The following is a 26,514-nucleotide window of genomic DNA, read 5'->3' on the forward strand; positions in this document are numbered from 1 at the left end:
CGGCCCTTGCGGTGGGTGGTGCCGATGGGGTGGATGGGGGGCAGGTAGACGACGTCGAAGCCCATGGCGGCGATCGCGGGCAGCCGGCGGGCGGCAGTGGTGAAGGTGCCGTGCGGCTGCTGGGGGGTGCCCTCGGAGCGGGGGAAGAATTCGTACCAGGAGCCGTACAGGGCGCGTTCGCGTTCCACCAGCAGGGGCATCGGGTCGCCGGGGGTGACCAGGTCGCGCAGCGGGTGGCGGGCCAGGACCGCGTCCACCTCGGGCGTCAACGCCGCCGCCAACCGGGTGGCGCAGGGCAGGGAGTCGTCGTGGAGCCGCTTCGCCGCGGCGAGCACGGCGGAGCGGCCGTCGCCCTTGGGCACTTTGGCCGCGGCCCGTTCGTACAGGTCGCCGCCCTCCTCCAGCACCAGACCGGCGTCGATGCCGGCGTGCACCTTGAGCCGTGCGTGGCGGCGCCAGGTCGTGACGGGGTCGCTCCACGCCTCGACGCGGTAGGTCCACCGGCCCATGGTGTCCGGGGTGATCTCCGCGCCCCACCGGTCCGTGCCCGGCGCCAGTTCCCGCATCGGGACGAACGGCCGCCGACGGCCCTCGGGGTCCTTCAGGACGACGTTGGCGGCCACCGCCTCGTGCCCCTCACGGAACACGGTGGCCGTCACCTCGAACGTCTCGCCGACGACGGCCTTCGCCGGCCGTCTGCCGCATTCGACGGCCGGTCGGACGTCCCGTACGGGGATACGTCCGATGGTCCGCGTCGTCTTCATGGGTCTGCACCTCCGCCGTGCTCGACGCCGGGCCGGCGCCCGGTCGTGGGGACCAAACTGAGGCGGGAAGGTCCGTTACCTTCCCGCCGGGGAGCGCCGCTCGATCGACGGTGGGACCCGTCGCGCCGGGGCGGCCGGACGCGGCCTGTCGTTCGTCACCGGACCGGGCCGCACGCTCGCGGCCGGACGAGTCCACTCGTTCTGTTCCTGCAGGTAGGTGACGGGACCGGTACGCAGGTACCGTTCGGCGGCGTCGGCCGCCTCCCGCGCGCAGCGCTTGCCCATCAGCACACAGAGGGTGTATCCCGAATCCTCGAACGTGGTGCGGACCGTGCGGTCCGTCGGGGCGGCGAGCATCACGCGTTCCCAGGCCCGGTAGCGACGCAACTGCCGGGCGACTTCGGCTCTGGCGGGTAGCAGCATGGCGCCGTTCACCTTTCCGTGGCTCGATGGGGTACGTACTCCCGACGGCAGGGTGACGGTCGTGCGTACGCGTACGGCGGCACGGACCCGTGACGGCGATCGAGGGTGTTCACACATGGTGCACGTCCGGTAACTCCGCGTCTTGTTGGTTTTTCAATCACCAGGGGCCGGTGTGCGGGCCGGGCGCGGACCGGGTGCGGCTCGGCGGCGGGGCCCGGTGCGGGGCGCCCCGTGCGCGACTGCCGCCCCGAGGGCCTCGGCCGTGCGCTCGTGTTGCACGGATGGTCCAACCGGGTCACGCTGAGGGTGACTCAGAAGCGCCAGCCGCTCACGTTTCGTGTTCGGGGCTCGTCCCGCAGGGGCGAGGGGAACCGGGAGCTTCGCGGTGAGGAGCCAACGACGATGAAGACGACAGTGCCCTGCTACTACCACCTCGACGTGGAAGTGAGCCCGGAGCGGGTGGGGCAGGTCAGCCGCATCCTGGCCGCCCATCTCCGGCACTGGGACCTGGAGAACCTGATGGAGTCCGTCTGCCGGGGCACCGAGATGCTGCTGCGCGCCATCGACGAGCACGCCACCGACAAGAACACGTCGATCGAGATGTGGTGGAACGGCCAGCACCTCATCACGGCCGTCGGGGACCATGACCGCGCACTGCGACCCGACCAGGAACTGCGCGGCTGTCTGGAGCACATCGCGGCCAGCAGCGACGGGTGGGGGTGCTGTGCCGCCGAGACCGGCAGCAGGGTCATCTGGTTCTCGCGGCGGGCCCGGGCCGGCGAACGCGTCCCGCTGGTGCCGACCGCGCCCGGCCCGAGGGTCAGCGAGGGCCTGGACCTGCCCCGCGTGATCAGCGTCGCCCAGCTGACCGGGCTGGTGCGCACCCCGGCCGGCCTCCTGGAGGCGGCCCGGTGACCCGACGGAACAACCGGAAAGGGGCGCCCGCATGGAGCGGGCGCCCCTACCCGCTGGGTGCGGTCCCTGACGGCGAGGGCACCAACTTCGCACTGTTCAGCGAGGTCGCCGAACACGTCGAACTCGTCCTGGTGGACGACGCCGGCCGGCACACGGGTGTCCCGCTGACCGAGGTCGACGGATCGGTGTGGCACGGCTACCTGCCCGGTGTGGGCCCCGGCCAGCGCTACGGCTACCGGGTGCACGGGCCGTGGGCACCGGAGGCCGGGCACCGCTGCAACCCGGCGAAGCTGCTGCTCGACCCGTACGCCACGGCCGTCGACGGGCAGATCGACAACCACCCCTCGCTCTACGAGCGCCGGCCCGACGGCCCCGACCGGGCCGACAGCGCCGGACACACCGTGCTGGGCGTGGTGACCGACCCGGCGTTCGACTGGGGTGACGACAGCCGGCCCGGCCGGTCGTACGCCGACACGGTGATCTACGAGGCCCACGTCAAGGGCATGACCCGCGCCCACCCCGACGTCCCCGCCGAACTGCGCGGCACCTACGCCGGACTGGCGCACCCGGCGGTGGTGGACCACCTGACCTCGCTGGGGGTCACCGCGGTGGAGCTCATGCCGGTCCACCAGTTCGTCCAGGACGGTGTGCTGCAGGGCCGCGGCCTGACCAACTACTGGGGCTACAACACCATCGGCTTCTTCGCCCCGCACAACGCCTACGCCGCCCACGGCACCCGCGGCCAACAGGTCACCGAGTTCAAGACGATGGTGCGGACCCTGCACGCGGCAGGGCTCGAAGTGATCCTGGACGTCGTCTACAACCACACCGCCGAGGGCAACGAGAAGGGCCCCACCCTCTCCTTCCGCGGCATCGACAACTCCTCGTACTACCGCCTGGTGGACGGTGACTGGTCGCACTACTACGACACCACCGGCACCGGCAACAGCCTATTGATGCGCCACCCCTACGTACTTCAGCTGATCATGGACTCGCTGCGGTACTGGGTCACCGAGATGCACGTCGACGGCTTCCGCTTCGACCTCGCGGCCACCCTGGCCCGGCAGTTCCACGAGGTGGACCGGCTGTCGGCGTTCTTCGACCTCATTCAGCAGGACCCCGTGATCAGCCGCGTCAAGCTGATCGCCGAACCCTGGGACCTCGGCGAGGGCGGCTACCAGGTGGGCAACTTCCCGCAACTGTGGTCGGAGTGGAACGGCAAGTACCGGGACGCCGTGCGGGACTTCTGGCGCGCCGAGCCGCACACGCTCGGCGAGTTCGCCTCCCGGCTCACCGGCTCCTCCGACCTGTACGCGCACAGCAGGCGCAAGCCCCGCGCCAGCGTCAACTTCGTCACCGCGCACGATGGTTTCACCCTGCGCGACCTCGTCTCGTACAACGACAAGCACAACATGGCCAACGGTGAGGGCAACCAGGACGGCGAGAACCACAACCGGTCCTGGAACAGCGGCGCCGAGGGCGACACCGAGGATCCGTCCGTACTCGAACTCCGGGCCCGCCGCCAGCGCAACTTCCTTGCCACCCTGTTCCTTTCGCAGGGCATCCCGATGCTCTCGCACGGCGACGAAGTGGGGCGCAGCCAGCGCGGCAACAACAACGCCTACTGCCAGGACAACGAGATCTCCTGGATAGACTGGCGGCCGACCGACGAGCAGCGCGCCCTGCTGGACTTCACCCGGCGGGTCATCGCCCTGCGGACCGCCCACCCCGTGCTGCGGCGGCGCCGCTTCTTCCGCGGTGAGAGCACGCGCCGCGCGGGCCGGCGCCTGCCCGACCTGGCATGGCTGCTGCCGAACGCCGAGGAGATGACCGACGAGGACTGGCAGCGCTCCGACGCCCACAGCGTCGGCGTCTTCCTCAACGGCGACGCCATCGCCGAACCCGATCCGCGCGGCCGGCGCCTGGTCGACGACTCCTTCCTGCTGCTGCTCAACAGTCACTGGGAACCGGTGGACTTCCGCCTCCCGAAGGCCGCCTACGGCGAACGCTGGACGGCGCTGATCGACACCACCGACCCGGACGGCGTCCCCGAGGAGTCGGAGCACAAGGCGAACACCCGGCTGACGGTCGGACCACGCAGTCTGGTGCTGCTGTCCAGGCCCTCGCTCACCGCGAAATGAGGCACGGCCGGGCCTGCAGGGCGCACCGCCCGGCAGGCCCGGCTCATCCGGCTCAGCGGCCGTGGCGCGCGGTCACCGTGAACTGGGCGCCCTCGTTGTCGCGCAGTACGGCCTCGTCCTCCCGCAGGGCCAGCACACTGCCGCCGTGCCGCTCGGCGGCACGGACGCACGCGGCCACGTCCGCCACGGTGAAGTGGACCTGCCAGCGCGGCCGGATCGCGGGATCGGGGGCCGATCCCAGCGCCCCCGACTCGATGCAGGCGACCACGTGCCCGTCGCTGCGCAGCACCACCTCGTCGCCCTCGTAGACGACCTCGGTGCGGCCGTCCCCCGCCGCACCCCAGTCGAAGACCTCGCCGTAGAAGATCGCGGCGTCGAAGGCGTCACGGGTGTGCAGCCTGACGAAGGCGGGTTGCGACCGGCGCCAGTTGAGCCAGTGGATGAACAGCTCGCCCTCCCAGACACCGAAGGTCGCGCCGTCCCGGTCGGCCAGCAGCGCCGCGCGCCCCGGAGGCAGGGAGAGGGGGCCGACCGCCAGGGTGCCGCCTCGTTCCTGCACCCGCGCCACCGCCTCGTCCGCGCTGCGCGCGGCGAAGTACGGGGTCCAGGCCACGGCCATCCGCCACATGTCGGCCACCCCGGCGAGGCCGGCCACCGGCACGCCGTCCATCAGGGCGATCCTGAACCGCTCGCCCAGCTGGGCGGGGCGCCACCGCCAGCCCAGCACGGCGGTGTAGAAATCCTCGGTCGTCCTGATGTCGCGACTGGTCAGGCTCACCCAGCAGGGTGTCCCGTACACGGAGTGGGCGGAGGGGGCGTCCGTCGTACCGGCGGGGGAGGGCGTGTCGTGGTTCATGGCAGTCGCGTCCTGATCTCGTAGGCCTGGCAGCCGTCTGCAGGACTCCAGTGTCCGGCCAGTACCGCTCCGGGCGCCCGCCGAGTACCCGGACGAGGGCGCCGAAACGGTGACCGGGACATCTCCGTCCCGTCCGGGTGGCACCGGACGGGACGAGTGACGACGATGGAGGGGCGGGACCCTGGGTGAAGGCCCCCGAGCACTGGGTGAAGACACCACGAGAGCGGCACACCGGAGGCGGAGGTGACCATGCCCACGGACGGGGACGCGGACGCGGAGCGGATCCTCCGGCTGGAGGAAGAGGTGCAGCAGCTGAAGGAGGCGGTCGTCTCGCACGCGGTGGTGGACCAGGCGATCGGTGTGATCGTCGCGGTCGGACGGGTCTCACCCGACCAGGGGTGGACGGTGCTGAAGGAGGTCTCCCAGCACACCAACGTCAAACTCCGCGACATCGCCGGGACGATCGTCGGATGGGGAAGCACCGGTGTGCTGCCGCCGGAGACGGGGGCCGAGCTGGAGAAGGTCCTGGACCGGATCAGCCGGCCTCCGTCCGCAGCTCCTCACGCACCTGGGCGAAACAGCTGCTGAGCAGCCGGGACACGTGCATCTGCGAGATGCCGAGCAGCTCGGCGATGCTGCTCTGCGTCATGCCCCGGAAGAACCGCAGATAGAGGATGAGCCGCTCGCGCTCCGGAAGTGCCTCCAGACAGGGCCGGACCGCCACCCGGTCGACGACGGTGTCGTAGGCGGGGTCCGGGCCGCCGAGCGAGTCCCCGAGCGAGTAGCCGTCCGTACCGGGCATCTCCGCCTCCAGCGACAGCGCGGAGAAGCACTCGAGGGCCTCTGTACCGGTGCGCACCTCCTCCTCGGTCAACTGGGCGTACACGGCGATCTCGGCGGTCGTCGGGGCCCGGCCGGGAGTGGTCTGCGCCAGCTCCTTCACGGCGTGCCGCACCCGGTTGCGCAGGTCCTGGACCCGGCGGGGGACGTGCAGGGTCCACATGTGGTCCCGGAAGTGACGCTTGATCTCGCCGGTGACGGTCGGCACGGCGTACGCCTCGAAGGCGTTGCCGCGCGCCGGATCATAGTGGTCGACCGCCTTGACCAGGCCCAGGGCCGCCACCTGGTACAGATCCTCCAGAGCCTCACCGCGCCCCCGGAAACGGACGGCGATCCGCTCGGCCATGGGCAGCCAGGAACGGACGAGCTCGTCCCGCAGCGCCTTGCGTTCGGGCCCTTCGGGCAGCCGGGCGAGGCGGAGGAAGTCCTCGGCGGTGTCGGGTGCGTCGTGGTGGGGATGCGGCTTCGTGGTGCTGCCGGCGATACGCATGAGGCGCACCTCCCTGAGCAGGTGCCGGGTGGACGGGCACCGTGGGAGCGCGGGCTCGGACCGAACGGAGGCGACCCCGGGGGCGGCGAGCCGGTTCCCACGGTCGTGCCTCCGGTCCGAAGCACTGGCCCTTTCATTCCCCCGCTCCGCGCCGGTGAAACTGATTTCTGAATTTCCGGGGCGGGAATGCGCGGAAAACGAGGGAATACACGGGAGGCGCACGCTGCGAAATCGCGGAAATTCATGGTGTGAAGTTCCGGAAGGCCCGGGAAGCCGGCCGGCGGGCGGGACGCGGGCGGGTTCGCTCCGTACGCCGGTGGCACGGCCCGGCCCCGGGCCGGCGACGTGATCGACGTGATCGGCGCGCTCGCGACACCGGACGTGATGTACGGCACGCCGCGGTCCGGGCCGGACGGCCGGTCCGGCGGATTGTTCCAGCGCAGCGCTTGATCGGCGATCAGCGGGGATGAACCACCTGACCACAGTGCATTCCGCGCATTTGACAGTGCCGGGAGCCCACGGATAGGAAGCAGCGACGGAAGTGGAAAGGTGAACCGTGTACGAGCCGAACGTGGTCGGGGACTGGCAGGAGTACGACGAGCATGCCGGTCTGCGGGTACGCGTCCACCGTCTGGAATCGGGCGAACCGCCCCGGGGACGGGACGACGCCGCCCAAGGGCTGACGTACTTCAGTGTCCGGGTGACCGTCGAGAACCGCGGTGAGCGGAAATTCGGGATTCATCTCGAGGACGGTCAGGTCGACGTACGGACAGGGCCCGACGGGGAGAGCGCGTTCATCGACTGGCGCAACTCACAGTTCATCGAGGGATTCGACGTTTATCCGCTGCGCCGCGCCACCGCCGTACTCTACGCGGCGGCCCCCGAGGCGTCCCTGAGCCATGTCGATGTCCAGGTCCAGCTCCGGGCGGACGAGGAGTGGAGCGGACGCCGCCTGTGGTCGGGGGCCATCGCCGTGCACGACGGGACCCCCGGGGCCCCGGGGGGCGGGGCCAGGGAGGGCCTCGCGCACCAGCTGAGCGCCTTCCTCCGGGACCAGGCGGAAGAGGGGACCGCCTGATCCGCCGTCAGTGGGCGATCCCGTCGATGATCTCGCGGGCGCCCTGACGCAGCAGGGCCACGGCGACGGAGGTGCCGAGCGTCGCCGGATCCAGTCGGCCCGCCCACTCGTGGGCGTTCAGCCGCACCTTGCCGTCCGGTGTGAAGACGCAGGCCCGCAGAGACAGTTCGCCGCTCCGGTCGACCCGTGCGTACCCGGCGATCGGGCTGTTGCAGTGCCCCTGCAGCACGTGCAGGAACATGCGCTCGGCGGTGGCCTCCCGGTGGGTGTCCGGATGGCCGAGAACGCTGACCGCGTCGATGAGACCGGTGTCGCCCTCACGGCACTGCAGGGCGAGGATGCCCGCGCCGATGGGCGGCATCATCGTCTCGGGGGAGAGGAGCTCGCTGATCACGTCACCCCGGCCGATGCGTTCCAGACCGGAGGCCGCGAGCAGCAGCGCGTCCGCCTCACCGGCGGCGAGCTTCGCCAGCCGTCGGTTGGCGTTGCCGCGGAACGGCACGCACCGCAGGTGCGGATGGGTGGCCGCCAGCTGCGCGACCCGGCGCACCGCGGAAGTGCCGATCCTGGCCCCGGCCGGGAGTTCGTCCAGGGTGAGTCCGCCCGGGTGCACGAGTGCGTCACGGACGTCGTCCCGTTTCAGGAACGCGGCGAAAACGGTGCCCGCCGGGAGCGGGCGGTCGGCGGGCACGTCCTTGACGCAGTGCACCGCGACATCCGCCTCCCCGGCCAGCAGCGCGGCGTCCACCTCCTTGGTGAACGCGCCCTTGCCCTCCACCTGCGACAGGTCGCCCAGCCACTTGTCCCCGGTGGTCCGCACGGGGACGACCTCGGTGCGTACACCGGGCAGGGCCACCGCCAACTCGTCCTGGACACGCCTTACCTGAGCGAGCGCCATGGGTGAGTCGCGGGAGACGATTCGGATCAGTTCGGGTACCGGCATGGCGACACGATAGACCCTTCTGCCCGAATTCCCCTGCCGGACAGGCCGGTTGGGAGTCCGGACGGCGGATCCGTCCGGACTCCCGGTGACGGGTGGTCCACTGCCCGGAAGCCGCCGTCAGGCGTTCGGGTCGAACGGTATGCCCGACGGCTTCGCCGCGGCCAGATGGGAGGCGAAACTCCCGTCCTTGAGGCCGAAGTTCGCACTGCCGAAGTTGTGGGCGGCGAGTTTGTCGCGCAGCCCGGCCGGATAGCCGTTCCAGCCGACCAGCGGCGGGAACTGCCAGCTGCCCTTGTGGTTCTCCGGCGGCTCGTCACCCGGACCGGCGAGCCGGAAGCAGTGCGTGCTGATGCCGTCCTTGTGGTACACGATCTTCGGGTGCGTCCCCTCGAAGCGGACCGCCGACCGGGCGTGGATCGAGAACGAGCCGTGGTTGGACGTCGCGACGTACTGAGCCGTGTCGTTCTGCACCCACACCACGACGTGCTCCCAGTCGTGGCGGTGGCCGCCAAGACTGACACCCGGCAGCGCCTGGTCCTTCTCGAAGTACAGGGCGTAGACGACGGCGCACCAGCCGTTGTTGCACTTCGAGCGTGAGTAGCCGTTGGTGTTGTCCAGGTCCGGGGCGTCACGGCAGTTGCCGTTGAGGGCACCGGTCGGGTTGAGTCCGGGGTTGACCGCTCCGTCCGGGCCGATCGCGGGTGTGGGGTAGCACCCGTCGGTGTCGTAGTCGTAGGCGGGCTGGAAGGTCCGGTCGAGGCTGTCCGCGTTCGCCGGCAGGGCCGGCGGCGGAGCGGCGAAGGCGGTGGCGGGGAAGGCGACGACGAGAGCGACGGCGCCGGCGAGACCGGTCAGCCATCTCCTGCGGTGCGATCGGGACGTGCTCGACGACACTGCGTCCTCCTCATGGTTCGGGCGCAGCCTCAACGGCTGTGGGGGGCAAGGGCGTTCAGCATCCCGGCTGTGCACTTCCGTGCCAAGGGGTCACGGGCGTACCGATGGTGAAGCGCCGCCCAACACTTGACGAGCCGTTACCGGATCACTCCCTGCCGTCCGGAACGCCGGCGGCCGCCTTCCCGGGCGTGCGGTCAGGACGCGGCGCGAACGGCGAAGCCCGGCATTCCCGGCGTACTTACTGTCCGGTAAGGCCGTATGGCAGGCAGAGGTCGTCAGAGGAGGAACCGTGTCCCGGTCCGACCGTTCGTCCCTGCTGCTCGCGGGCCTGCCGGTCGTCGCGGGCGCCACCCTCCCCCCATAGCCTCAAGGGCATGGGCGGTGCCCCCATCGCGGTCCCGCGCCGGTTCGACCACCTCGTGCCGCGCTCCCTGCCCGGCTCGCCCCGGACCCGGACCTACGCGAGCGGTGCCGCGGAACTCGCGCCGGCCGCCGGAGTGGCGCTGCCGCAGACCCGCAAGGCGGCCGCGCCGGCCACGGCCGCCTTCTTCGTCGGAGTCTTTTCCGCCAATGTGAAGACGGCCGTCGACTGGAACCGCCGCCCCGCCCCGCAGCGGGCCGCGGCCTGGGGACGGCTGTCTCTGCAGGTGCCCCTGGTGCTGTGGGCGCGTGGAGTCGCCAAGGGGGCGGCGGGCACGTCGTGAAGGGGCGACCGCGGCGGCGGTGACGGCACGGGCCGACGGGCGGAGCCCGCCGGCGAAGTGGGGTGGGGCGGGGCGGTCAGAACTCCTCGTGCACCTCCGGGTCCCCACCGATGCGCCGATGGGCCCGGTCGGCGATGGCCCGCATCTGGGCGGCGTCCAGTTCGAAGCCGAAGACGTCGAGGTTGGCGCGCTGCCGTCCGGGATCGGCCGACTTGGGCACGGGCAGTGCGCCGAGCTGGATGTGCCAGCGCAGCACCGCCTGGGCCGGTGTGACCCCGTGGGCCTCGGCCACCGAGGCCACGGTCAGGTCGTCCAGCACCTGTGAACCCCGGCCCAGCGGGCTCCAGCTCTCGACCAGCACACCCTTGTCCGCGTGGTAGGAGCGCAGCTCCTCCTGGGGGAAGAACGGGTGCAGCTCGACCTGGTTGACCGACGGCAGCACCCCGGTCTCCTTCTCCAGCCGTTCGATGTGGGCGGGTGTGAAGTTGGAGACCCCGATCGAGCGTACGAGCCCGTCCTCGCGCAGTTTGATCATGGCCTTCCAGGAGTCGACGTACTTGTCGACCCGGGGGAGCGGCCAGTGGATGAGGTACAGGTCGACGTGGTCCAGCCCGAGACGCGTGCGGGACTCCTCGAAGGAGGCGAGGGTCTCCTCGTAGCCGTGGTGGCGGCCGGGGAGTTTCGTCGTCACGACGACCTCCTCGCGCGGGACCTCGGCGCGGGCCACGGCACGGCCGACACCGGTCTCGTTGCGGTAGTTCGCCGCCGTGTCGACGAGGCGGTAGCCCATCTCCAGGGCCGTCGTCACCGACTGCTCCGCCTGTGTGTCGTCCATCGGCCAGGTGCCCAGGCCGAGGGCGGGGATCGTCGTGCCGTCGTTGAGTGTGTGGTTCGGGATGCTGATCACGCGGGGACCCTCCCAGGGACGGTGTCGTCACCCTCCAGCCTCACCGACAGGACGGCCGGTGATCAACCCGACGGGCGGGCCGGACGGGCGACACGCACGCGTGTGAACCGGCAGGGATCGGCACGGATCGACCCGGATCGACGGAGAGGGCGCACATGACGACGGACGTGGGCGGGGCGGGCGGTGGGAGCGCGGAGAGCGGGATGGGCGGTGGGGAGGACGTCGGGAGGAACGCGGGGATCGAGGTGCGCCCGGTCGCCGGGCACATCGGTGCCGAGATCACCGGCGTCGACCTCGCCGACGAGCCCGGCGACGCCGTGATCGCCGCCGTCCGGGCGGCGGTGCTGCGCTGGAAGGTGGTGTTCTTCCGCGGACAGCGCCTGGACCACGCCGGCCATGTGGCGCTGGCGCGGAGGTTCGGTGAGCCGGTCGTCCTGCCCCGGCGCGGGAAGGCCTCGCCGCCCGGCTTCCCCGAGATCGAGACGACCGCCGACCGGCTGGAGCTCGGCGGACGGTTCGGCATGGAGCACGACGAATGGCTGCGCCGCCGCCGCCACACCCTGCTGCGCGGCTGGCACTGCGACCACGGCGCCCGCGTCGATCCGCCCGCCGCGACGATCCTGCGGGCGGAGGCCGTCCCGCCCCACGGAGGCGACACCACCTGGTCGAATCTGGCCGCCGCCTACGCCGGACTGTCCGCTCCGGTACGGGAGTTCGCCGACCGGCTGCGTGCCGAGCACCGACTGGGGGTCGGCTACCAGCCCCGCCCCGGCGACGACGCGTACCTGCGGCACCTGCTGGACCATCAGACCGCCTCCGAGCACCCCGTGGTGCGGGTCCATCCGGAGACGGGCGAGCGGGTGCTGTTCGTCAACGGCTACTACGTCGAGCAGATCACCGGCCTGTCCCGGCCGGAGAGCCGCGCCGTCCTGGAGATGCTGCTGGAGCAGGCGACCCGGCCCGAGTACACGGTGCGCTTCCGGTGGGAGCCGGGCAGTGTGGCGTTCTGGGACAACCGCGCCACCATCCACCTGGCTCCGAGCGACGCCGCCCACCTGGACCACCCGCGGATCATGCACCGGGTGATGCTGACCGGTGACGTGCCGGTGGGCGTCGACGGCCGCCCCTCGGAGCCGATCACCGGAACCGCCCCGGGGCGTTGGTGACCGGCCGGTCGGCCGACCGCCCCTACTCGAACCGTGAGGTGTCGCCCGCGCCCCGCCGTACGATCTCCGCCTCCCCGCCCGAGAAGTCGATCACCGTGGTCGGCTCGGTGCCGCAGTCCCCGGAGTCGAGCACCGCGTCCACCTGGTGGTCGAGCCGGTCCTTGATCTCCCAGCCCTGGGTCATCGGCTCGTCCTCACCGGGCAGCAGCAGGGTGCTGGACAGCAGGGGTTCGCCGAGCTCCGCCAGCAGCGCCTGGGTGACGACGTGATCGGGGATGCGCACGCCGACGGTCTTCTTCTTCGGATGCTGCAGCATGCGCGGCACCTCCTTCGTCGCGGGCAGGATGAACGTGTAGCTGCCCGGCGTGGACGCCTTGACCGCGCGGAACACGTCGTTGTCGATCCGTACGAACTGACCGAGCTGCGCGAAATCCCGGCACACCAGAGTGAAGTGGTGGCGGTCGTCCAGCTTGCGGATGGTACGGATCCGGTCGATGCCCTCCCGGCTGCCCAGCCGGCAGCCGAGCGCGTAGCAGGAGTCCGTGGGGTAAGCGACCAGGGCGTCGGCGCGGATGCTGGCGGCGACCTGGGCGATGATGCGCGGCTGGGGGTTGTCGGGGTGCACGTCGAAGTACTTCGCCATTCACCGAGCTTATGCCGCCGGGGTGGCAGGGCCGCACACCCCACCCGGTGCCCGCCCGCGCCCCGGCCGGGCGCCGGGCGCCTTGGCCGTGTCCGCCGGGGTGAGCTCGGCGCATCGGTGGGGTGACGTCCGGGGCCGGGCGGAGGACGCCCGGCGGAACCCGCCGCCGGCCCATTTCACGACAGCCCTGGCGGCCGCGGACGGCCCCGCCGCCCGTGCACCGGCCCGCACGCCGCCGCGCACCGCCTGCGCGCCGCCGCGCGCCGCCGCTTCGAGTCGCCGCTCTCCGCGATGCACGGCAGCATGGCCCTCGTACGCACGCCACCGGCGGGACGCGCGGGATGCGCGCGGCCAGGCCGTCCGGCGGCGGGAGGTTCCGCGAGCGGGCCCCGGAAGCCGGGGAGCCCGGGAGCCGGAGGACCACACCACCCGGACCGGCCTCGACGACCGGCCCTCGGCCACACGCCGCCGTGTCCCGGCCCGCCACCAGTCACGAGCAGCCGAAGGAGTCCACGGACATGACGGACGTTTCGAGCCGGGGTCCTGCCCCGGGCGACGACCGCAAGGTACTCACCAACCGGCAGGGCCATCCGGTCCACGACAACCAGAACCAGCGCACGGTCGGCGCCCGCGGGCCCGCCACGCTGGAGAACTACCAGTTCCTGGAGAAGATCAGCCACTTCGACCGGGAGCGCATCCCCGAGCGCGTCGTGCACGCCCGGGGAGTGACCGCGTACGGTCACTTCGAGGCCTACGGCACCTGGGGCGACGAGCCGATCAGCCGTTACACCCGGGCCCTGCTGTTCCAGGAGCGCGGCAAGCGTACGGACGTGGCCGTCCGGTTCTCCACCGTCATCGGCGGACGCGACTCCTCCGAGGCCGCCCGCGACCCGCGCGGCTTCGCCGTGAAGTTCTACACCGAGGACGGCAACTGGGACCTCGTCGGCAACAACCTCGGTGTCTTCTTCATCCGGGACGCGATCAAGTTCCCGGACGTCATCCACGCCCTCAAGCCCGATCCCGTCACCTTCGAGCAGCAGCCGCGGCGCATCTTCGACTTCATGTCGCAGACGCCCGAGTGCATGCACATGCTGGTCAACCTGTTCAGTCCGCGCGGCATCCCCGCGGACTACCGTCACATGCAGGGCTTCGGCGTGAACACCTACAAATGGGTGAACACCGAGGGCGAGACCAAGCTCGTCAAGTACCACTGGATGCCCAAGGCGGGCGTCCGCTCCATGACCGAGGAGGACGCCGCGAACGTCCAGGCCGGCTCCCTCGGCCACGCCACCAAGGACCTCTACGAGGCGGTGGAGCGCGGCGACCACCCGGAGTGGGAACTGCTCGTCCAGATGATGGACGACCACGACCACCCGGAACTGGACTTCGACCCGCTCGACGACACCAAGACCTGGCCCGAGCAGGACTTCCCGCCGAAGCCGGTCGGCCGGATGGTGCTCGACCGGATGCCGGAGAACTACTTCGCCGAGAACGAGCAGATCTCCTTCGGCACCGGTGTCCTCGTCGACGGCCTGGACTTCTCCGACGACAAGATGCTCGTCGGCCGGACCTTCTCCTACAGCGACACCCAGCGCCACCGGGTCGGCCCGAACTACCTCCAGCTCCCCGTCAACCAGGCCAAGGCCGCCGAGGTGAACACCAACCAGCGCGACGGCCAGATGACCTACCTCGTGGACCAGGCGGGGGAGCACCCCGAGGTCAACTACGAACCATCGCTCATCGGCGGCCTGCGCGAGGCCAAGGAGCCGTCGCACGACGAGCAGGGCCCGGAGATCCGGGGCTACCTCACCCGCAAGCGCATCCCCCGCACCAACGACTACCTCCAGGCGGGCCAGCGCTACATGCTCATGGAGGACTGGGAGCGCGACGACCTGGTGAAGAACTTCACCGACCTGCTCTCCGAGTGCGACCGGCCGGTGCAGGAGCGCATGGTGTGGCACTTCCTGCTGGTCGAGAACGACCTCGGCCGTCGGGTCGGCGACGGACTCGGCATCGCTCCGAAGGACGTCGCCGGTCTGGAACCCCTCGCGGACCAGGACCTCACCGACGAGGACCGCAAGCGGCTGGCCAACCTGGGCGACAACCCGCCGCGTGACGTGCGGGGACTGACGATGACCCACTGCGTCCCCAACGCACGGCACGTGGTGAACCGCTGAACAGGTCACCGGCCCCCGGGCCGGCCCCGCCAGGGGGCCGGCCCGGGGGCGTTCGCGTCGTACGCCCCTTCGCATCCGGCACCCGGCACCCGGCTTGTCACGACTCGTCGCGCAGGACGGTGAAAACGCGCCGCCCGCCGATCGAACGGGCCGGTTCCCGGGGACCAGTCGAGTCATGACAAGCGCATCGTTCCAACGCACCCTCACCCTGCCCGCCTCCGTGTGCGACCAGGCCGCACAGCACCTGGAGCAGGCCGCCCAGCGGACCGTCGACGGGGCCGGGATCCCGTTGAAGGCGTTCCGCGCGGCCGCCGACAGCGACTACACGCTCCCGGTCTCCGTGGTGGAACAGGCCGCGTCCTGCCTGCTCGTCCTGGCCACCGAGACCGCCCAGACGGTACGGCCGTCGGCGCTGCGCGCCACCATCAGCGTCGCCCTGAGCCTGCGCGACGCCGCCCAGGCGGTCCGCCGGCCCGCACTCACGAACCGGTTCTGGTGAGACACCGTCCGCCGTCACCGGAGCGGGCGTCGCCGAATGGCCCGCCCCCGCGGGGGAACCCGGCGATCCGTACCACGGACCCCACCGGCAGCACCCCGAGACCCGGGACACCCCCGAGACCCACCAGGAGAAGGCCATGAGTCTGCTGCGCGCCGTCGGCCGCCCGATGCTGGCATCGATGTTCGTCGCGGGCGGTCTGGAATCCGTTCGCCACCCCGAGGCCGTCGCCCCGGTCGCCGAGCCCGTCGTCCGGCCCGTCACCGAACGCGTCGCCGTACTCCCGGACCGCACCGAGCAGACCGTACGGCTCAACGGCGCCGTACAGGTCGTGGCCGGGCTGCTGCTGGCCACCGGACGCCTTCCCCGCACCGCCGCGCTCGCGCTCGCGGCCACGCTCGTGCCCACGACACTCGCCGGACACCGCTTCTGGGAGGAGGAGGACGCCTCCCAGCGTGTCCAGCAGCGCATCCACTTCCTCAAGAACCTGGCCATGCTCGGCGGTCTGCTGATCACCGCCGACGACACCGGGGCCGCACCCTCGCTGCTGTGGCGAGGCCGTCACACGGCCCGCGAACTGCGGCGCGACGCCCACCTGGTACGGCACGCCGCCCGGGCGGGAGCCCGCCCCGCCGCGGCGGCCGCCCGCCTCCGGGCCAAGCTGCCCGGCTGACCCGGGACCCGCCGGTGAGCGGGCCGGCCGGGACCGGATCGCGTTAGCCGCCCGGAGCCCGGGGAACCCGGGGGCGTGTGGACCCGGCCGGGTGCCACCACGATCCGGAGGTGAAGAACATGGGACACGGAGGCAACGTCATCGACGAACTGGTGACCGATCACCGGGAAGTCGAGGAACTCTTCGGCAAGATCGAGGACCTGCCCCCCGGCCACAAGGACCGCAAGGTGTACGCGGACCGGGCGACGATCGAACTCGTCCGGCATTCGGTGGCGGAGGAGGCCTATCTCTACCCGGCCGTGCGCGAGCACGTGGAGAACGGGAACACCCTGGCCGACAGCGAACTCGAGGACCACGCCAAGGCCGAGCAGATCATGAAGGACTTGGAGAGCCTCGATGCGCAGGAGGCCGAGTTCGACCGGCTCGTCGGCATGCTGATGGGCGAGATCCGTGAGCACATCGCCGACGAGGAGCAGAACCTGTTCCCCAAGCTGCGCGCCTCCTGCTCCCCGGAACAGCTCGACCGGCTCGGTGACAAGGTCCGGCAGGCCAAGAAGACGGCCCCGACCCGGCCGCACCCCGCCGCCCCGGACAAGCCCCCGGCCAACAAACTTCTGGCTCCGGGCGCGGGCCTGGTCGACCGGCTCCGCGACGCGCTGAGCGGTCGGGGCAAGCTCGACTGACGCCGTCCGACGGGTCCGACACGCCCGCTGCCCGGGTCGAACCGCCCGGGCAGCGGGCGTGTACGGGTCCGGCGTCAGGCGGTGAGCGTGTGGTCCGGACGGAGACGGTCGAGCAGACGGGAGCGGTGCAGTTCGGCCACGGGCGCCAGCAGATCGGGGTGGCGCAGCAGCGCCGCTGCCCTCCGGTCGGTCTCGTCGGGTGCGAGCAGCCGCCGGAACTCGGCCGGCGCACCGGTGGTGTGGGTTCCCCCGGAGAGCGCGGCCACGGCGCGGGAGGCCATGTCCGGGTCGGCGAGCAGGCAGGCCGCCCAGCTGGTCACGACCTCGTCCACCCAGGTGCGCCAGGCGGCCGTACCGTCCGGGTCGGCGTGGACGTCCGGGGCGGCGTCGGCGCCGGTGACCCCGTCGAGCCGGGCCGAACCGCCCGGGCCCGCCAGGCCGACCAGGGCGGCGTCCATCGCCGTCGGATACCGGAGCCACGCGGCGACCGTCACCGCCTGCCGTGCCTGCACCTCGCACAGGGCGGAGGCGAGCGCCCCGCCGGAGGCGGGGAAGGAGAGGGTCAGCCACTGCGTGGTCGCCGCGATGACCGGGGAGAGGTCTGCTGTCACTGCCGGGCCGTCCGAGCTGATGGGGTCGAGGACATCTGCCCGGAAACGGTAGCTTCCGGCGCACCCGGCCGGATATGGCCCCGGTCTCCTCCGGGACGTGGCCTCGGCCACACCGGCCGGGGCCGCCCGGCGCTTCACCGCGGCCCCGGTGAAGCGGTCACCCGCGCTGCCACAGGGCCGGGGTGTCGGCCGGCGCCCAGGCGCTCTGGGCCTGGTGGCTCTGCAGACACCGGTAGCGCACGCCGTCGCGGGTCACCACGGCCCCGGCCTCGTACACCCGGCCCTCGGCCCACTCCTGGGCGGCGCCGTCCTGCGGGGCCGGGGCCGGTGTCGTGGCCGGGGCCGTGGTCTGGGTGGTGGTGAGGACGAGGCCGAAGTCGCTGAGGATCGGGTTGACCGGCTGGTAGAACGTCGTACCGCCGCGGGCGCAGTCACCGGTGCCGCCGGAGGTGACGCCCTGCGCCTGGACGCCCGCGACGAACGGCCCGCCGGAGTCGCCCGGCTCGGCACACGCCGTGGTCCGGGTCAGCCCGCCGACCGTGCCCTGGGGATAGGTGACGCTCGTGTCGTGCTGCTGGATCGTTCCGCAGCGCCAGCCGCTGGTCGAACCGGACCGGCACACCGCGGCACCGACGAGTGCCTGCACCGATCCGGCGACCTGCACCTCCTGACCGTCCTGCGCCGTGACGCCGGGCGTGGCCGTCCACCGGTCGTTGGTGGCCACCCACGCCATGTCCTTGCCGGGGAACGTCGATTCCCGGAAGGCGCCCTGGGCGGTGCGGTCGTAGCCGGTCGTCACCGCTCCGGGCGCGCCGCAGTGGCCCGCGGTGACGAAGCCCTGCTGCTCGTCCTCGGTGACGGAGAATCCGACGGAGCAGCGGGCGGCGTCGTCGATGTAGAAGGCGTCGCCGCCGGTGATGTCCTGCATCAGGCGCGGCGAGTCCGTCGTCGTGCGGACACCGACGTCCGAGTCCCGCAGCCCCGCCGCCTCGACGAAGGCGGCACCGGCCGCCCGGCTCCTCGCCTGCACCAGGACGCGGTTCTCCGGCACGTCGACGTACCACACGGGTGTGTCCAGGGTCTGGACGCGGGTGGCCGCCGAGTCCAGCTTCGCCTTGGCCGCCACGAGTTCGGACAGCGTCCGCCGGACGACCGCGGCCGTCGCCCCCTGGGCCTCGATGGCGGGGACGGCCCCGGCGTCGACGGTCGCCACCGTGAGGTTCTCGGAGGCCGTGCCGTGCACCCAGGCGCCGGCGAACCGCTCGCCCAGGGCGATGCGCAGACGGCCCGCGCGGGCGCCCGCCTCCGCCTCGTTGGCCAGTCGTTCGGACGCCTGGGCCTCGGTCAGCCCCAGATCGCGCCGCAGGGCGCCGAGCAGCTGCGCCGACGACCCGCCGGCGTCGGCGCCCGGCGGCCGGGCGGCGACGGGCGCGGGTTCCGCCGTGGGCGGGAGGCCGACCGCCGTGACGGAGGGGAGACCGGCGAGGACGAGACCGCCGAGCGCGGCCAGGGCCGCTCGGCGCGCGGTCCGGGCATGTCTGAGGACCATTCGGCACGTCTCCTTCGTTCGGGGGCCGGCTGCCGCGGGCCCCGGGGTCCGTCCGGCGGTTTCCGCCGGGCCCGCCGCCGCACCCCTGACCCGCCGGCGCACCCCGCCACGCCGCCGGGGGCCGTCCTGCGGTGCCTCGCTGCCTGAAAGACGTGGGAGGTGCCCCGGCGCCGGAGCCCGCGGACCGGTCCGGCACGGAACGCCGGACAGGACCTAGGTCTTGCCCGCGGCGCCCGATGCGATGTCAGGAGCGCGCCCGTTTCGCGCTTTGGTGAGGCGAACGCGCCATGTGCAGTACCAGGACGCGACGGCGGACGCCGGGCGTGGGCGGACGGGAAGCGCCGCCGGCAGTCGGCCGGCGGCGCTGGGACGAGCGGGGTCTGCGGCCGTGCTCAGCCGGGCGCCTCGGTACCGGCTGACGTGCTCATGCGTTCAGGGACCGGCAGATGGTAGACGTGGAAGGCGCGACCGATGACCGGTTGGGCGACATTGCGCACCCTGACGCCTCCGCCGGTCATGCCGTGCTCCGTGCCGGCGTGCGCGTGCCCGTGCACGGCGAGGTCGGCGCCGGCCGTGTCGATCGCCTCGGCCAGCAGGTAGCTGCCCAGGAACGGATAGATCTCCAGCGGCTCCCCGGCCAGGGTCTCCGGCACGGGGGAGAAGTGGGTGAGGGCGATCCGGAGGTCGCAGCCCTCCGCGCCCAGCCGCTCCAGGGACGCCCGCAGCCCGTCGGCGCACCGGCGCGAGTGCCGGACGAACTCCTTCATCACCGGCTCGCCGAACTCACCGGCGCTGCGCCCGACGAACCCGCCCCCGAACCCCTTGGTGCCGGCCACCCCGACGCGTGTCCCGCCCCTGCGCACGACCGTCCCCTCGCCCTCCAGGACCCGGGCCCCGGCGTCCCGCAGGATGGCCGTGACCTCGTCCGGGTGGTCGTCGTGGTGATCGTGGTTGCCGAGCACGGCGACCACCGGGACGGCGAGCCCCCGGATCTCCTCGGCCACCACCCGGGCCTCCTCCGGGGTGCCGTGCCGGGTGAGGTCGCCCGCCAGCAGCAGCAGGTCGGCGCAGTCGGGCAGGGTGTCGAACGCGGGACGGAGCAGCCCCTGGCTGTCCGGTCCCATGTGGATGTCCCCGACGGCGGCGATCCGGATCATGTCAGCTCCTCCGCCCCGTCGGGCGACGACGTCTCGTTGACCACGACGTCGCAGTGCACCGCAAGCCCGGCGAGCTCCTCGCGCACGGTGCGCAGGACCTCCTCGCGGGCGGGGGCCGAGGGGACGGTCCCCGTGACCAGCACGGCCTCGCCGCGGACCTCGATCCGCACGCCGAGCTCACCGAGTTCCCCGGCGGCGAGACGGTCCTGGAGATGGGCGACACGGTACTCCCGGCTCTGCGCCGCCGGCTCGCCACCCGCCGGCCCGGCACCTCGGCTGCTCATGGGGACGCTCCTTCCGCGGGTTCACGGGCGACGGTCTCCCCGGACGACGGGGCGTCCGGGGGACGGGGCGCCCGGATGACGTCCAGACGTTCCAACAGGAAGAAGAAGGCGGCCGGCATGGGCTCGTCCCCGCAGTCGCGCCGCACCCGGTCCCAGTCGACCTTCTCGCGCAGGGCCCGGGCGATGGGCAGGACCGCGCCGAAGTCGACGTGGTGCTCGGAGAAGGCGGCGATCAGGCTCCACAGCAGGTCGGTCGGCGCCAGGACGGGCATGCGCACCGACTCCACCGGGAGTTCCTCCGCCCGGTCGAGCATCTCCGTGGAGACGGGCCGGTGCGCCAGCTCGAAGATGATGTCGACCTCCTGGCCGAAACACGTGGCCTTCAGCAGCCAGTCCTCCGGCGGGGTGTACACCGTCAGCCCAGCCTCGTGGAGGGTGGCGGCCACCGGATCGGCGTCCTCGGGGCGGACGCAGAAGTCGACGTCGTGCTGGAGGTTCCCACTGCCGCCGTGGGCGTGGACGGCGACGCTGCCGGCCAGTGCGAAACGGTGCCCGTTCCGCTTGAGGATCGCCCCGACCTGTTTGGCCGCCTCCAGGATGGCCTGGTTGCGGTCGCGGGGGAGCTCGGTGTGCTCCTCCCCGATGCGTGCCGTGGGGGCCGGCGTCCGGGCGGGCGCGTCCGCGGTCGGCCGGACGCCGGGGGCCCCCGGGCCCCGGACGAGCGGGGCGTCGCCGCCGTTCTCCGTCATGTCCTCTCGTCCTCTCCCCTTCACCCGACCGGACGGTCCGCGCGGACACGGCCTCACGCCCCTGCCCCGGGGCGGGTCGGCCGCTGTGTCCGCACTGAGTACCCGGGGTGCCCGGCCCGACACCGGCGAAGGCGCGGTACGCGCGGACCGCCGTCCGTGCGGCGGGCCGTCGGCGGGAGCGCCTCGGGTGAACAGGAAAAGCGCTCCGGCCGTTCACGGCTGAATATGGGCCACAAGGCGGGGAAACCGGTGGGTGGCCCTGGGGGACGCGCTTTGGAGGTCGATATGAACGGCATGACCGACACGAACCCGGACACGTCTCGTTCGTCGGATCTTCCGCAGCCCCTGCAGGCCGTGGTGTCGGGTCTGCGGCATGTGCCGGGCGCGGAACAGGTGGGGAAGGCGGCCGGAGGCGCGCTGGACGCGATCGGGGCGGTCTCCCCGCGTGGTCGCCGCATGGCCGTCTACGCCGGAGCCGGAGTGCTCGGTGTGGCCGGAGTCGTCGAGTGGCCGGTGGCGCTGACCGGCGCGGCCGTCGCCTGGCTCACCCAGCAGCGGCCGGCCCGGCAGCCGGGGACGGAGTCGCCGGACGGCACGGCACCGTCCGGCGAAGACGGGGCGCGCCGTCCGGAGACCGGAACGGAACCGGAGCCCGCGCCCGGACCGCCCGCCGACCAGGGCCCCGGCGACCGGCTGGACCTCTCCCGCCACCGGCACGAGCCGGCGGAACCCCCTGTACGCGAACAGCCCGCCAAGGTGGGCGACACCGCGACGGCCTCCGCGCTCAAGCAGGTCGCCGAAGCCACCGCGCACCACGGACCGCACACCGACCGTCCCTCGGGCCGGGACGGCGCACACGACCCGCAGACCGGCTGATCCAGACCACGGGACACCCTCAGATGCTCACACGCTTCGACCTCGCTCCCCTCGCCGGGACCGCGGCGGGGGCCGCCGCAGGCGCCGCCCGCAGCGCGGCCCGGGGCGTGACGTCCGTCCACGACACGACGCGCCGCATCGGCAACGTCGCCCGCAACGCACTGGGCGGCGGCCGGCACTGGCGGGCCGGACACCGCGTCCACCTGGCGCTGCGGGATCCCCGTGGCGACGCCGGCCCGCTCGCCCGCGAAGTGGCCGCCGAACTCCTCGACCATCCCGACGTGCTGACGGCGTACTGGGACGAGGGGCTGGCCCGCCTCGTCGTGACGGCGGCGGAGGACGCGGCCGGCGACCGGGTGACCGAGCGGGCCGTCGCGCTCGCGGCCCGCCTCGGGCTGAGCGAGGACGCCGATCCGGAGGAGGACGGGACCCCGCACCCCGGCGACCCCCGCCAGGTGCGGGTCAGCGCCGCCGCGCTGCTGCTGGACGCCACCGGCGCGGCCGGGGCCCTCGCCGGACGCTCGCTGGGCCTGCCGCGGACCCCGAGGGCGGTCACCGCCGCCGTCACGCTGATGCGTGAGAACCCCCGCTTCCGCGCCCTGCTGCGGCAGCGGTTCGGCCGGAACGGCATGGAGCTCCTCCTCGCCGCCGCCAACGCCGCCGCCCACGGAGCCGGGCAGTCCCCGATGTCCCTGCTCCTCGACGGACTGCTGCGGGCCGGCCAGCTGACCGAGGCGGTGGCCCGGGCCGCGGCCTTCGAGGCGCTGCACGACGACCTCTGCACCGAGGAACGCGTCAGCATCCCCGGCCTCACCGACAGCCGCCCACCGCTGCGGGTCACTCCCGCCCAGGCCTACGCGGCCCACGCAGGCACCGGCAGCCTGGCCGGCGCCGCCGCCGCCCTCCTCGTCACGCACGAGACCCAGGAGGCGGCCGAGGCCGTCCTCGCGGGGTCCCCCAAGGCGGCACGCTACGGCCCGGCCGCCTTCCAGGCGGCCCTCGGCACCTTCCTCGCCCGGTCCGGGATGCTCGTACGCAGTGGGGAGCGCCTGCGGCAGCTGGAGATCGCCGACTCCCTCGTCCTGCACGCCGACGCCCTGCGCAGCCGCCCGCCGGACACCCCGGACACCCTGGACACCCCGGACGCCGACGGCGGGACCACCGCGTTCGACGACCCGGTCGACCCGTTCGCCGAAGCCGTCCTCGACGCGGCCCGCCGGGCCGGGCTGTACGTCGTGATCACGGGCGGCCCCGACCTGAAGGACATCACCCGGCTCGCGGACGAGGCGGCCCCGGCGGACATGCCGCTCGGCGACGTCGTCCGGGCGCTGCAGAACGACGGGCACATCGTGGTGAGCGTCGCCCGGGTGGCCGAAGGCGGTGACGGCGAGGTGGCGGACGGGCTGTCCGCCGGTGACGTGGCCGTCGCCCTCACCGACACCCGGGCGGCGATCACCTGGGGAGCCGACGTGCTCGCCCCGGGCGGAACGGCCGACGTGTGGCGGCTGCTGACGGCCATTCCGGCGGTCCGCCGGGTCGGCCGCCGCTCGCAGGTCCTGGCCCGCGCGGGCGCCGCCCTGTCGGGGCTCATGGTGGCCCGCGGCGGCACACCCGGCGGCCGCGCCTGGCGGCGGCTCACCCGGCACGCCCCGGTGAACACCGCCGCGGCGGGCGCCCTGCTCTCCGGCTGGGCCGAGGCCGTCGGGGTGGCCCGCGCCACGCCGCCCGAACCCCGGCTGCACGTGCCCTGGCACGCGCTGGAGCCCCACGAGGCGCGCGACCGGCTGAGCAGCCACGCGACCGACGCCGAACCCCGCGGTCTCGCCCTGCTCGCCGACCGGTCCCGCCGACGGGCGGCCCGGCTCGCCCGTACCCCCGCGGCGGCCCCGGCCCGCTGGACCTGGCAGGCGGCCGGTGCCGTCCGCCGCGAACTCGACGACCCCCTCACGCCCGTCCTGGCCACCGGGGCGCTCGCCTCCGCACTGCTCGGCTCGCTCGTCGACGCGCTGCTCGTCGTCGGCGCCATGGACCTCAACGCCGTGGCGGGCGGACTCCAGCGGCTGCGCGCGGAACAGGCGCTCGCCCGGCTGGCCGCCCGCCAGCAGCCCAAGGCACGCCGGCAGGACGCCCGCAGGCGCACGACCACCGTCGACGCGGTCCGGCTGCGGCCCGGCGACCGGATCAGCCTCGCCGCCGGCGACGTCGTGCCGGCCGACGCACGACTGCTGGAGGTGGACGGGCTGGAGGTCGACGAGTCGGCGCTCACCGGCGAGTCCCTGCCCGTGGCCAAGGACGTCGACGCCACCCCCGGCGCGCCGGTGAGCGGGCGGACCTGCATGGTCTTCGAGGGCACCACCGTCGTGGCCGGCCGGTCCGTCGCGCTGGTGGTGGACACCGGCGACCGTACCGAGGCGGGCCGCGCCGTCGCGCTCGCCGCCCGCACCCCACCGCCCGCCGGGGTCCAGGCGAGGCTGCAGGAACTGACCCGCAAGGCACTGCCGGTGACCCTCACCGGCGGCGCCCTGGTGACCGGGCTGTCGCTGCTGCGCGGCAGCCCGCTGCGGCAGGCCGTCAGCGGCGGGGTCGCGGTGGCCGTCGCCGCCGTCCCCGAAGGACTGCCGCTCGTCGCGACCGTCGCCCAGATGGCGGCGGCCCGCCGCCTGTCCCGGCGGGGCGTCCTGGTGCGCACGCCCCGCACCCTGGAGGCGCTCGGCCGGGTCGACACCGTCTGCTTCGACAAGACCGGCACCCTCACCGAGAACCGGCTGCGCCTGGTCCGGGCCGCCACCGCCGACGGCACCGTCCTCGCCCCGGACGCCGAGCCCGCCGTGGCGGTGGTACGGCTGGCCGCCCGCGCCTGCCCGCAGGTGGAGACGGACCAGGGGCGCCGGGTCGCGCACGCCACCGACGAGGCGGTCCTCGACGCCGCACCGCCCGACGAGGACTGGGCGCCCAGCGGTGAGCTCGCCTTCGAGGCCAGCCGGGGCTATGCCGCGGCCGTCGGCCGGGACAACGGCGGCGCCCACCCGGGCGCCGGTGACCTCCTCGTGGTCAAGGGCGCCCCCGAGACGGTCCTCCCGGCCTGCCGGGACCTGCCCGACGACACGACCGGAACGGCCCACACCCTCGCGGGGCAGGGGCTGCGCGTTCTCGCCGTCGCCCGGCGGCCGTGCCGGGGCCCGGACGCCACCGCCGAACTCGAGGCCGAGCTCGCGGATCTGGAGTTCGTCGGGCTGATCGCCCTGGCGGACGTCCCGCGCGACACCTCGCAGGCCCTCCTCACGGAGCTGCGCCGCTCCGGCATCCTGCCCGTCATGCTCACCGGTGACCACCCGGAGACCGCCCGCGCGATCGCCCTGCAACTGGGCTGGCCGGAGGAGACCGAGGTGGTCACCGGCGACGAACTGGTCGCCATGGGCCGCCGCGACCGGGTCCGCGCCCTGCACGGCGCCGGAGTCGTCGCCAGGGTCGCGCCCGAGCAGAAACTCCATGTGGTGGAGGCGCTGCAACAGGCGGGCCGGGTGGTGGCCATGGCCGGCGACGGCGCCAACGACGCCGCGGCGATCCGCGCCGCCGACGTGGGCGTCGGCATCGAGGCGCGCGGTTCGGCCGCCGCCCGCAACGCCGCCGACCTCGTCCTCACCACCGGCGACCTGTCGGTCCTGGTCGACGCGGTCCGCGAGGGCCGCGCGCTGTGGCGCAGCGTCGCCGACGCGGTGAGCATCCTCATCGGCGGCAACGCGGGCGAGGTCGGCTTCAGCGTGCTGGGCACCCTGCTCGCCGGCTCCTCACCGCTGTCGACCCGTCAGCTGCTGCTGGTCAACCTGCTCACGGACATGTTCCCGGCGATGGCGGTGGCGGTGACCCCGAGCGACGACCCGTCGACGGCGGCCCGTGCCGAAACCGGCCCGATGGGCCTCGACGTCCTCGGCGCCCCCCTGCTGCGCGCCATCCGGCGCCGGGGCGTGACCACCTGCCTCGGCGCGGTCACCGCGTACCTGATCGGCCGCCTCACCCCCGGCAGCAACCGCCGCTCCACCACCATGGCCCTGTGCGGCGTGGTCGGCGCCCAACTCGTGCAGACCCTCTCCGGCCGCCGGCACAGCCTCCTGGTGTGGACGACGGCCCTGGGCTCCGCCGCGGTGCTCGCCGCCCTCGTCCAGACCCCCGGCGTCAGCCACTTCTTCGGCTGTACCCCGCTGGGCCCGGTGGCCCTGACGGGCGTGACGCTGGCCATCGCCCTCTCGGCGCTCGCACCGCGCCTGGAACGCCTGGAGACGGTCCGGCGCCTGTACGAGCTGCTCTCCCGCCTCGCCCTGAGCCTGAGGGACGGCGCCCGGCAGGTCCGGCCCCTGCTGCGCAGCGGCATCGCGCGGCCGGTGGTGGCGTAGGAGCTCTCCTCCAGGAGGAAGCGGCCGCCGGCGGGGACGGCGGCGGCCCGAGCGGAACCCTCCGGATGCGCTCAGACTGGAAGGGCGGGGCCGTTCGGCCCATG

At 73.2% G+C, this 26,514-nt stretch carries 25 protein-coding genes; 12 read left to right on the forward strand and 13 right to left on the reverse strand.

What is annotated here, in order from left to right:
• Both ACWEQO_RS31205 and ACWEQO_RS31210 read right to left on the reverse strand, forming a co-directional pair.
• Positions 1–764: maltotransferase domain-containing protein (locus ACWEQO_RS31205; protein WP_452986041.1), on the reverse strand; the 764-nt coding region annotated here is incomplete at its 3' end.
• Between the two features lie 75 nt (positions 765–839).
• Positions 840–1,187 carry a DUF5133 domain-containing protein gene (locus ACWEQO_RS31210; RefSeq protein WP_452986042.1) on the reverse strand — a complete coding sequence of 116 codons (348 nt, stop codon included), beginning with the start codon at positions 1,185–1,187 and terminating at the stop codon, positions 840–842.
• 402 nt (positions 1,188–1,589) lie between these two features.
• Between ACWEQO_RS31210 and ACWEQO_RS31215 the strand changes: the two genes are divergently transcribed.
• On the forward strand, positions 1,590–2,102 hold the full coding sequence (locus ACWEQO_RS31215; protein WP_361460320.1) for a pep a2: 513 nt from the start codon (positions 1,590–1,592) through the stop codon (positions 2,100–2,102).
• On the forward strand, positions 2,099–4,243 hold the full coding sequence (glgX, locus tag ACWEQO_RS31220; RefSeq protein ID WP_361460322.1) for a glycogen debranching protein GlgX: 2,145 nt from the start codon (positions 2,099–2,101) through the stop codon (positions 4,241–4,243). The genes ACWEQO_RS31215 and glgX overlap by 4 nt, the downstream gene beginning before the upstream one ends.
• 52 nt (positions 4,244–4,295) lie before the next feature.
• On the opposite strand, the gene ACWEQO_RS31225 is transcribed toward glgX, so the two are convergent.
• Entirely contained in the window at positions 4,296–5,099 is an 804-nt protein-coding gene (locus ACWEQO_RS31225) for a VOC family protein (RefSeq protein ID WP_452986043.1), read from the reverse strand.
• A gap of 249 nt (positions 5,100–5,348) precedes the next feature.
• Here ACWEQO_RS31225 and ACWEQO_RS31230 point away from each other — a divergent pair, with 249 nt between their 5' ends.
• Entirely contained in the window at positions 5,349–5,687 is a 339-nt protein-coding gene (locus ACWEQO_RS31230; RefSeq protein ID WP_452986065.1) for an ANTAR domain-containing protein, read from the forward strand.
• Here the strand turns inward: ACWEQO_RS31230 and ACWEQO_RS31235 are convergent.
• The gene (locus ACWEQO_RS31235; protein ID WP_361460328.1) at positions 5,635–6,429 is read right to left on the reverse strand and encodes an RNA polymerase sigma factor SigF; all 795 of its coding nucleotides are present in this window, start codon (positions 6,427–6,429) and stop codon (positions 5,635–5,637) included. The two genes, ACWEQO_RS31230 and ACWEQO_RS31235, sit on opposite strands and share 53 nt — an antisense overlap.
• Positions 6,430–6,985: 556 nt before the next feature.
• Here ACWEQO_RS31235 and ACWEQO_RS31240 point away from each other — a divergent pair.
• Entirely contained in the window at positions 6,986–7,507 is a 522-nt protein-coding gene (locus ACWEQO_RS31240; protein ID WP_452986044.1) for a hypothetical protein, read from the forward strand.
• 7 nt (positions 7,508–7,514) lie between these two features.
• Here ACWEQO_RS31240 and hemC read toward each other — a convergent pair whose 3' ends face one another.
• The gene (gene hemC, locus ACWEQO_RS31245) at positions 7,515–8,450 is read right to left on the reverse strand and encodes a hydroxymethylbilane synthase (protein ID WP_452986045.1); all 936 of its coding nucleotides are present in this window, start codon (positions 8,448–8,450) and stop codon (positions 7,515–7,517) included.
• Between the two features lie 117 nt (positions 8,451–8,567).
• Positions 8,568–9,344 (reverse strand): NPP1 family protein, encoded by a 777-nt coding sequence (locus ACWEQO_RS31250; RefSeq protein ID WP_361460333.1) that lies wholly within the window; start codon positions 9,342–9,344, stop codon positions 8,568–8,570.
• A 374-nt stretch (positions 9,345–9,718) separates the two neighbouring features.
• Here ACWEQO_RS31250 and ACWEQO_RS31255 point away from each other — a divergent pair, with 374 nt between their 5' ends.
• Entirely contained in the window at positions 9,719–10,048 is a 330-nt protein-coding gene (locus ACWEQO_RS31255) for a DoxX family protein (protein ID WP_452986046.1), read from the forward strand.
• Positions 10,049–10,124: 76 nt separating this feature from the next.
• On the opposite strand, the gene ACWEQO_RS31260 is transcribed toward ACWEQO_RS31255, so the two are convergent.
• Entirely contained in the window at positions 10,125–10,955 is an 831-nt protein-coding gene (locus tag ACWEQO_RS31260; protein ID WP_452986047.1) for an aldo/keto reductase, read from the reverse strand.
• A gap of 155 nt (positions 10,956–11,110) precedes the next feature.
• Here ACWEQO_RS31260 and ACWEQO_RS31265 point away from each other — a divergent pair, with 155 nt between their 5' ends.
• The gene (locus tag ACWEQO_RS31265; RefSeq protein WP_452986048.1) at positions 11,111–12,121 is read left to right on the forward strand and encodes a TauD/TfdA dioxygenase family protein; all 1,011 of its coding nucleotides are present in this window, start codon (positions 11,111–11,113) and stop codon (positions 12,119–12,121) included.
• 22 nt (positions 12,122–12,143) lie between these two features.
• Here the strand turns inward: ACWEQO_RS31265 and ACWEQO_RS31270 are convergent, their stop codons facing one another.
• Positions 12,144–12,764, reverse strand: a complete 621-nt coding sequence (locus tag ACWEQO_RS31270) for an L-threonylcarbamoyladenylate synthase (protein ID WP_361460338.1) — start codon at positions 12,762–12,764, stop codon at positions 12,144–12,146.
• A 518-nt stretch (positions 12,765–13,282) separates the two neighbouring features.
• Here ACWEQO_RS31270 and ACWEQO_RS31275 point away from each other — a divergent pair.
• The 4 genes from ACWEQO_RS31275 to ACWEQO_RS31290 all read left to right on the forward strand — a co-directional run bounded on the left by ACWEQO_RS31275 (position 13,283) and on the right by ACWEQO_RS31290 (position 16,793).
• Complete coding sequence (locus ACWEQO_RS31275) at positions 13,283–14,941, forward strand: catalase (protein WP_361460340.1); 1,659 nt, start codon at positions 13,283–13,285, stop codon at positions 14,939–14,941.
• Positions 14,942–15,116: 175 nt separating this feature from the next.
• Positions 15,117–15,440 carry a hypothetical protein gene (locus ACWEQO_RS31280; protein WP_361460342.1) on the forward strand — a complete coding sequence of 108 codons (324 nt, stop codon included), beginning with the start codon at positions 15,117–15,119 and terminating at the stop codon, positions 15,438–15,440.
• 136 nt (positions 15,441–15,576) lie between these two features.
• Entirely contained in the window at positions 15,577–16,110 is a 534-nt protein-coding gene (locus ACWEQO_RS31285) for a DoxX family protein (RefSeq protein ID WP_452986049.1), read from the forward strand.
• A gap of 119 nt (positions 16,111–16,229) precedes the next feature.
• A complete protein-coding gene (locus tag ACWEQO_RS31290; protein ID WP_361460399.1) occupies positions 16,230–16,793 on the forward strand; it encodes a hemerythrin domain-containing protein in 564 nt (187 codons plus the stop codon).
• 74 nt (positions 16,794–16,867) lie between these two features.
• On the opposite strand, the gene ACWEQO_RS31295 is transcribed toward ACWEQO_RS31290, so the two are convergent.
• The 5 genes from ACWEQO_RS31295 to ACWEQO_RS31315 all read right to left on the reverse strand — a co-directional run bounded on the left by ACWEQO_RS31295 (position 16,868) and on the right by ACWEQO_RS31315 (position 21,143).
• On the reverse strand, positions 16,868–17,404 hold the full coding sequence (locus ACWEQO_RS31295; protein ID WP_361460345.1) for a hypothetical protein: 537 nt from the start codon (positions 17,402–17,404) through the stop codon (positions 16,868–16,870).
• A 157-nt stretch (positions 17,405–17,561) separates the two neighbouring features.
• A complete protein-coding gene (locus ACWEQO_RS31300) occupies positions 17,562–18,953 on the reverse strand; it encodes a carbohydrate-binding protein (protein ID WP_452986050.1) in 1,392 nt (463 codons plus the stop codon).
• A 392-nt stretch (positions 18,954–19,345) separates the two neighbouring features.
• Positions 19,346–20,110 (reverse strand): metallophosphoesterase family protein, encoded by a 765-nt coding sequence (locus ACWEQO_RS31305; RefSeq protein ID WP_361460349.1) that lies wholly within the window; start codon positions 20,108–20,110, stop codon positions 19,346–19,348.
• On the reverse strand, positions 20,107–20,394 hold the full coding sequence (locus tag ACWEQO_RS31310) for a hypothetical protein (protein WP_361460351.1): 288 nt from the start codon (positions 20,392–20,394) through the stop codon (positions 20,107–20,109). Before ACWEQO_RS31310 ends, ACWEQO_RS31305 begins: the two co-directional genes overlap by 4 nt.
• Entirely contained in the window at positions 20,391–21,143 is a 753-nt protein-coding gene (locus ACWEQO_RS31315) for a nucleotidyltransferase family protein (RefSeq protein ID WP_361460353.1), read from the reverse strand. Before ACWEQO_RS31315 ends, ACWEQO_RS31310 begins: the two co-directional genes overlap by 4 nt.
• A gap of 294 nt (positions 21,144–21,437) precedes the next feature.
• On the opposite strand from ACWEQO_RS31315, the gene ACWEQO_RS31320 reads away from it, so the two are divergent.
• Together ACWEQO_RS31320 and ACWEQO_RS31325 are read left to right on the forward strand one after the other, a co-directional pair.
• A complete protein-coding gene (locus ACWEQO_RS31320; RefSeq protein WP_452986051.1) occupies positions 21,438–22,019 on the forward strand; it encodes a hypothetical protein in 582 nt (193 codons plus the stop codon).
• Between the two features lie 23 nt (positions 22,020–22,042).
• Positions 22,043–26,410 carry an HAD-IC family P-type ATPase gene (locus ACWEQO_RS31325; protein WP_452986052.1) on the forward strand — a complete coding sequence of 1,456 codons (4,368 nt, stop codon included), beginning with the start codon at positions 22,043–22,045 and terminating at the stop codon, positions 26,408–26,410.
• Positions 26,411–26,514: the final 104 nt, after the last annotated feature.

The organism is Streptomyces sp. NPDC004051 (genome assembly GCF_053604275.1).

Bases quoted from the DNA above. Each gene is read 5' to 3' on its own strand.
- ACWEQO_RS31210 (WP_452986042.1), bottom strand. From the start codon at position 1,187: ATGCTGCTACCCGCCAGAGCCGAAGTCGCCCGGCAGTTGCGTCGCTAC.
- ACWEQO_RS31215 (WP_361460320.1), top strand. From the start codon at position 1,590: ATGAAGACGACAGTGCCCTGCTACTACCACCTCGACGTGGAAGTGAGC.
- ACWEQO_RS31225 (WP_452986043.1), bottom strand. From the start codon at position 5,099: ATGAACCACGACACGCCCTCCCCCGCCGGTACGACGGACGCCCCCTCC.
- ACWEQO_RS31230 (WP_452986065.1), top strand. From the start codon at position 5,349: ATGCCCACGGACGGGGACGCGGACGCGGAGCGGATCCTCCGGCTGGAG.
- ACWEQO_RS31235 (WP_361460328.1), bottom strand. From the start codon at position 6,429: ATGCGTATCGCCGGCAGCACCACGAAGCCGCATCCCCACCACGACGCA.
- hemC (WP_452986045.1), bottom strand. From the start codon at position 8,450: ATGCCGGTACCCGAACTGATCCGAATCGTCTCCCGCGACTCACCCATG.
- ACWEQO_RS31255 (WP_452986046.1), top strand. From the start codon at position 9,719: ATGGGCGGTGCCCCCATCGCGGTCCCGCGCCGGTTCGACCACCTCGTG.
- ACWEQO_RS31265 (WP_452986048.1), top strand. From the start codon at position 11,111: ATGACGACGGACGTGGGCGGGGCGGGCGGTGGGAGCGCGGAGAGCGGG.
- ACWEQO_RS31270 (WP_361460338.1), bottom strand. From the start codon at position 12,764: ATGGCGAAGTACTTCGACGTGCACCCCGACAACCCCCAGCCGCGCATC.
- ACWEQO_RS31275 (WP_361460340.1), top strand. From the start codon at position 13,283: ATGACGGACGTTTCGAGCCGGGGTCCTGCCCCGGGCGACGACCGCAAG.
- ACWEQO_RS31280 (WP_361460342.1), top strand. From the start codon at position 15,117: ATGACAAGCGCATCGTTCCAACGCACCCTCACCCTGCCCGCCTCCGTG.
- ACWEQO_RS31285 (WP_452986049.1), top strand. From the start codon at position 15,577: ATGAGTCTGCTGCGCGCCGTCGGCCGCCCGATGCTGGCATCGATGTTC.
- ACWEQO_RS31290 (WP_361460399.1), top strand. From the start codon at position 16,230: ATGGGACACGGAGGCAACGTCATCGACGAACTGGTGACCGATCACCGG.
- ACWEQO_RS31300 (WP_452986050.1), bottom strand. From the start codon at position 18,953: ATGGTCCTCAGACATGCCCGGACCGCGCGCCGAGCGGCCCTGGCCGCG.
- ACWEQO_RS31305 (WP_361460349.1), bottom strand. From the start codon at position 20,110: ATGATCCGGATCGCCGCCGTCGGGGACATCCACATGGGACCGGACAGC.
- ACWEQO_RS31310 (WP_361460351.1), bottom strand. From the start codon at position 20,394: ATGAGCAGCCGAGGTGCCGGGCCGGCGGGTGGCGAGCCGGCGGCGCAG.
- ACWEQO_RS31315 (WP_361460353.1), bottom strand. From the start codon at position 21,143: ATGACGGAGAACGGCGGCGACGCCCCGCTCGTCCGGGGCCCGGGGGCC.
- ACWEQO_RS31320 (WP_452986051.1), top strand. From the start codon at position 21,438: ATGACCGACACGAACCCGGACACGTCTCGTTCGTCGGATCTTCCGCAG.
- ACWEQO_RS31325 (WP_452986052.1), top strand. From the start codon at position 22,043: ATGCTCACACGCTTCGACCTCGCTCCCCTCGCCGGGACCGCGGCGGGG.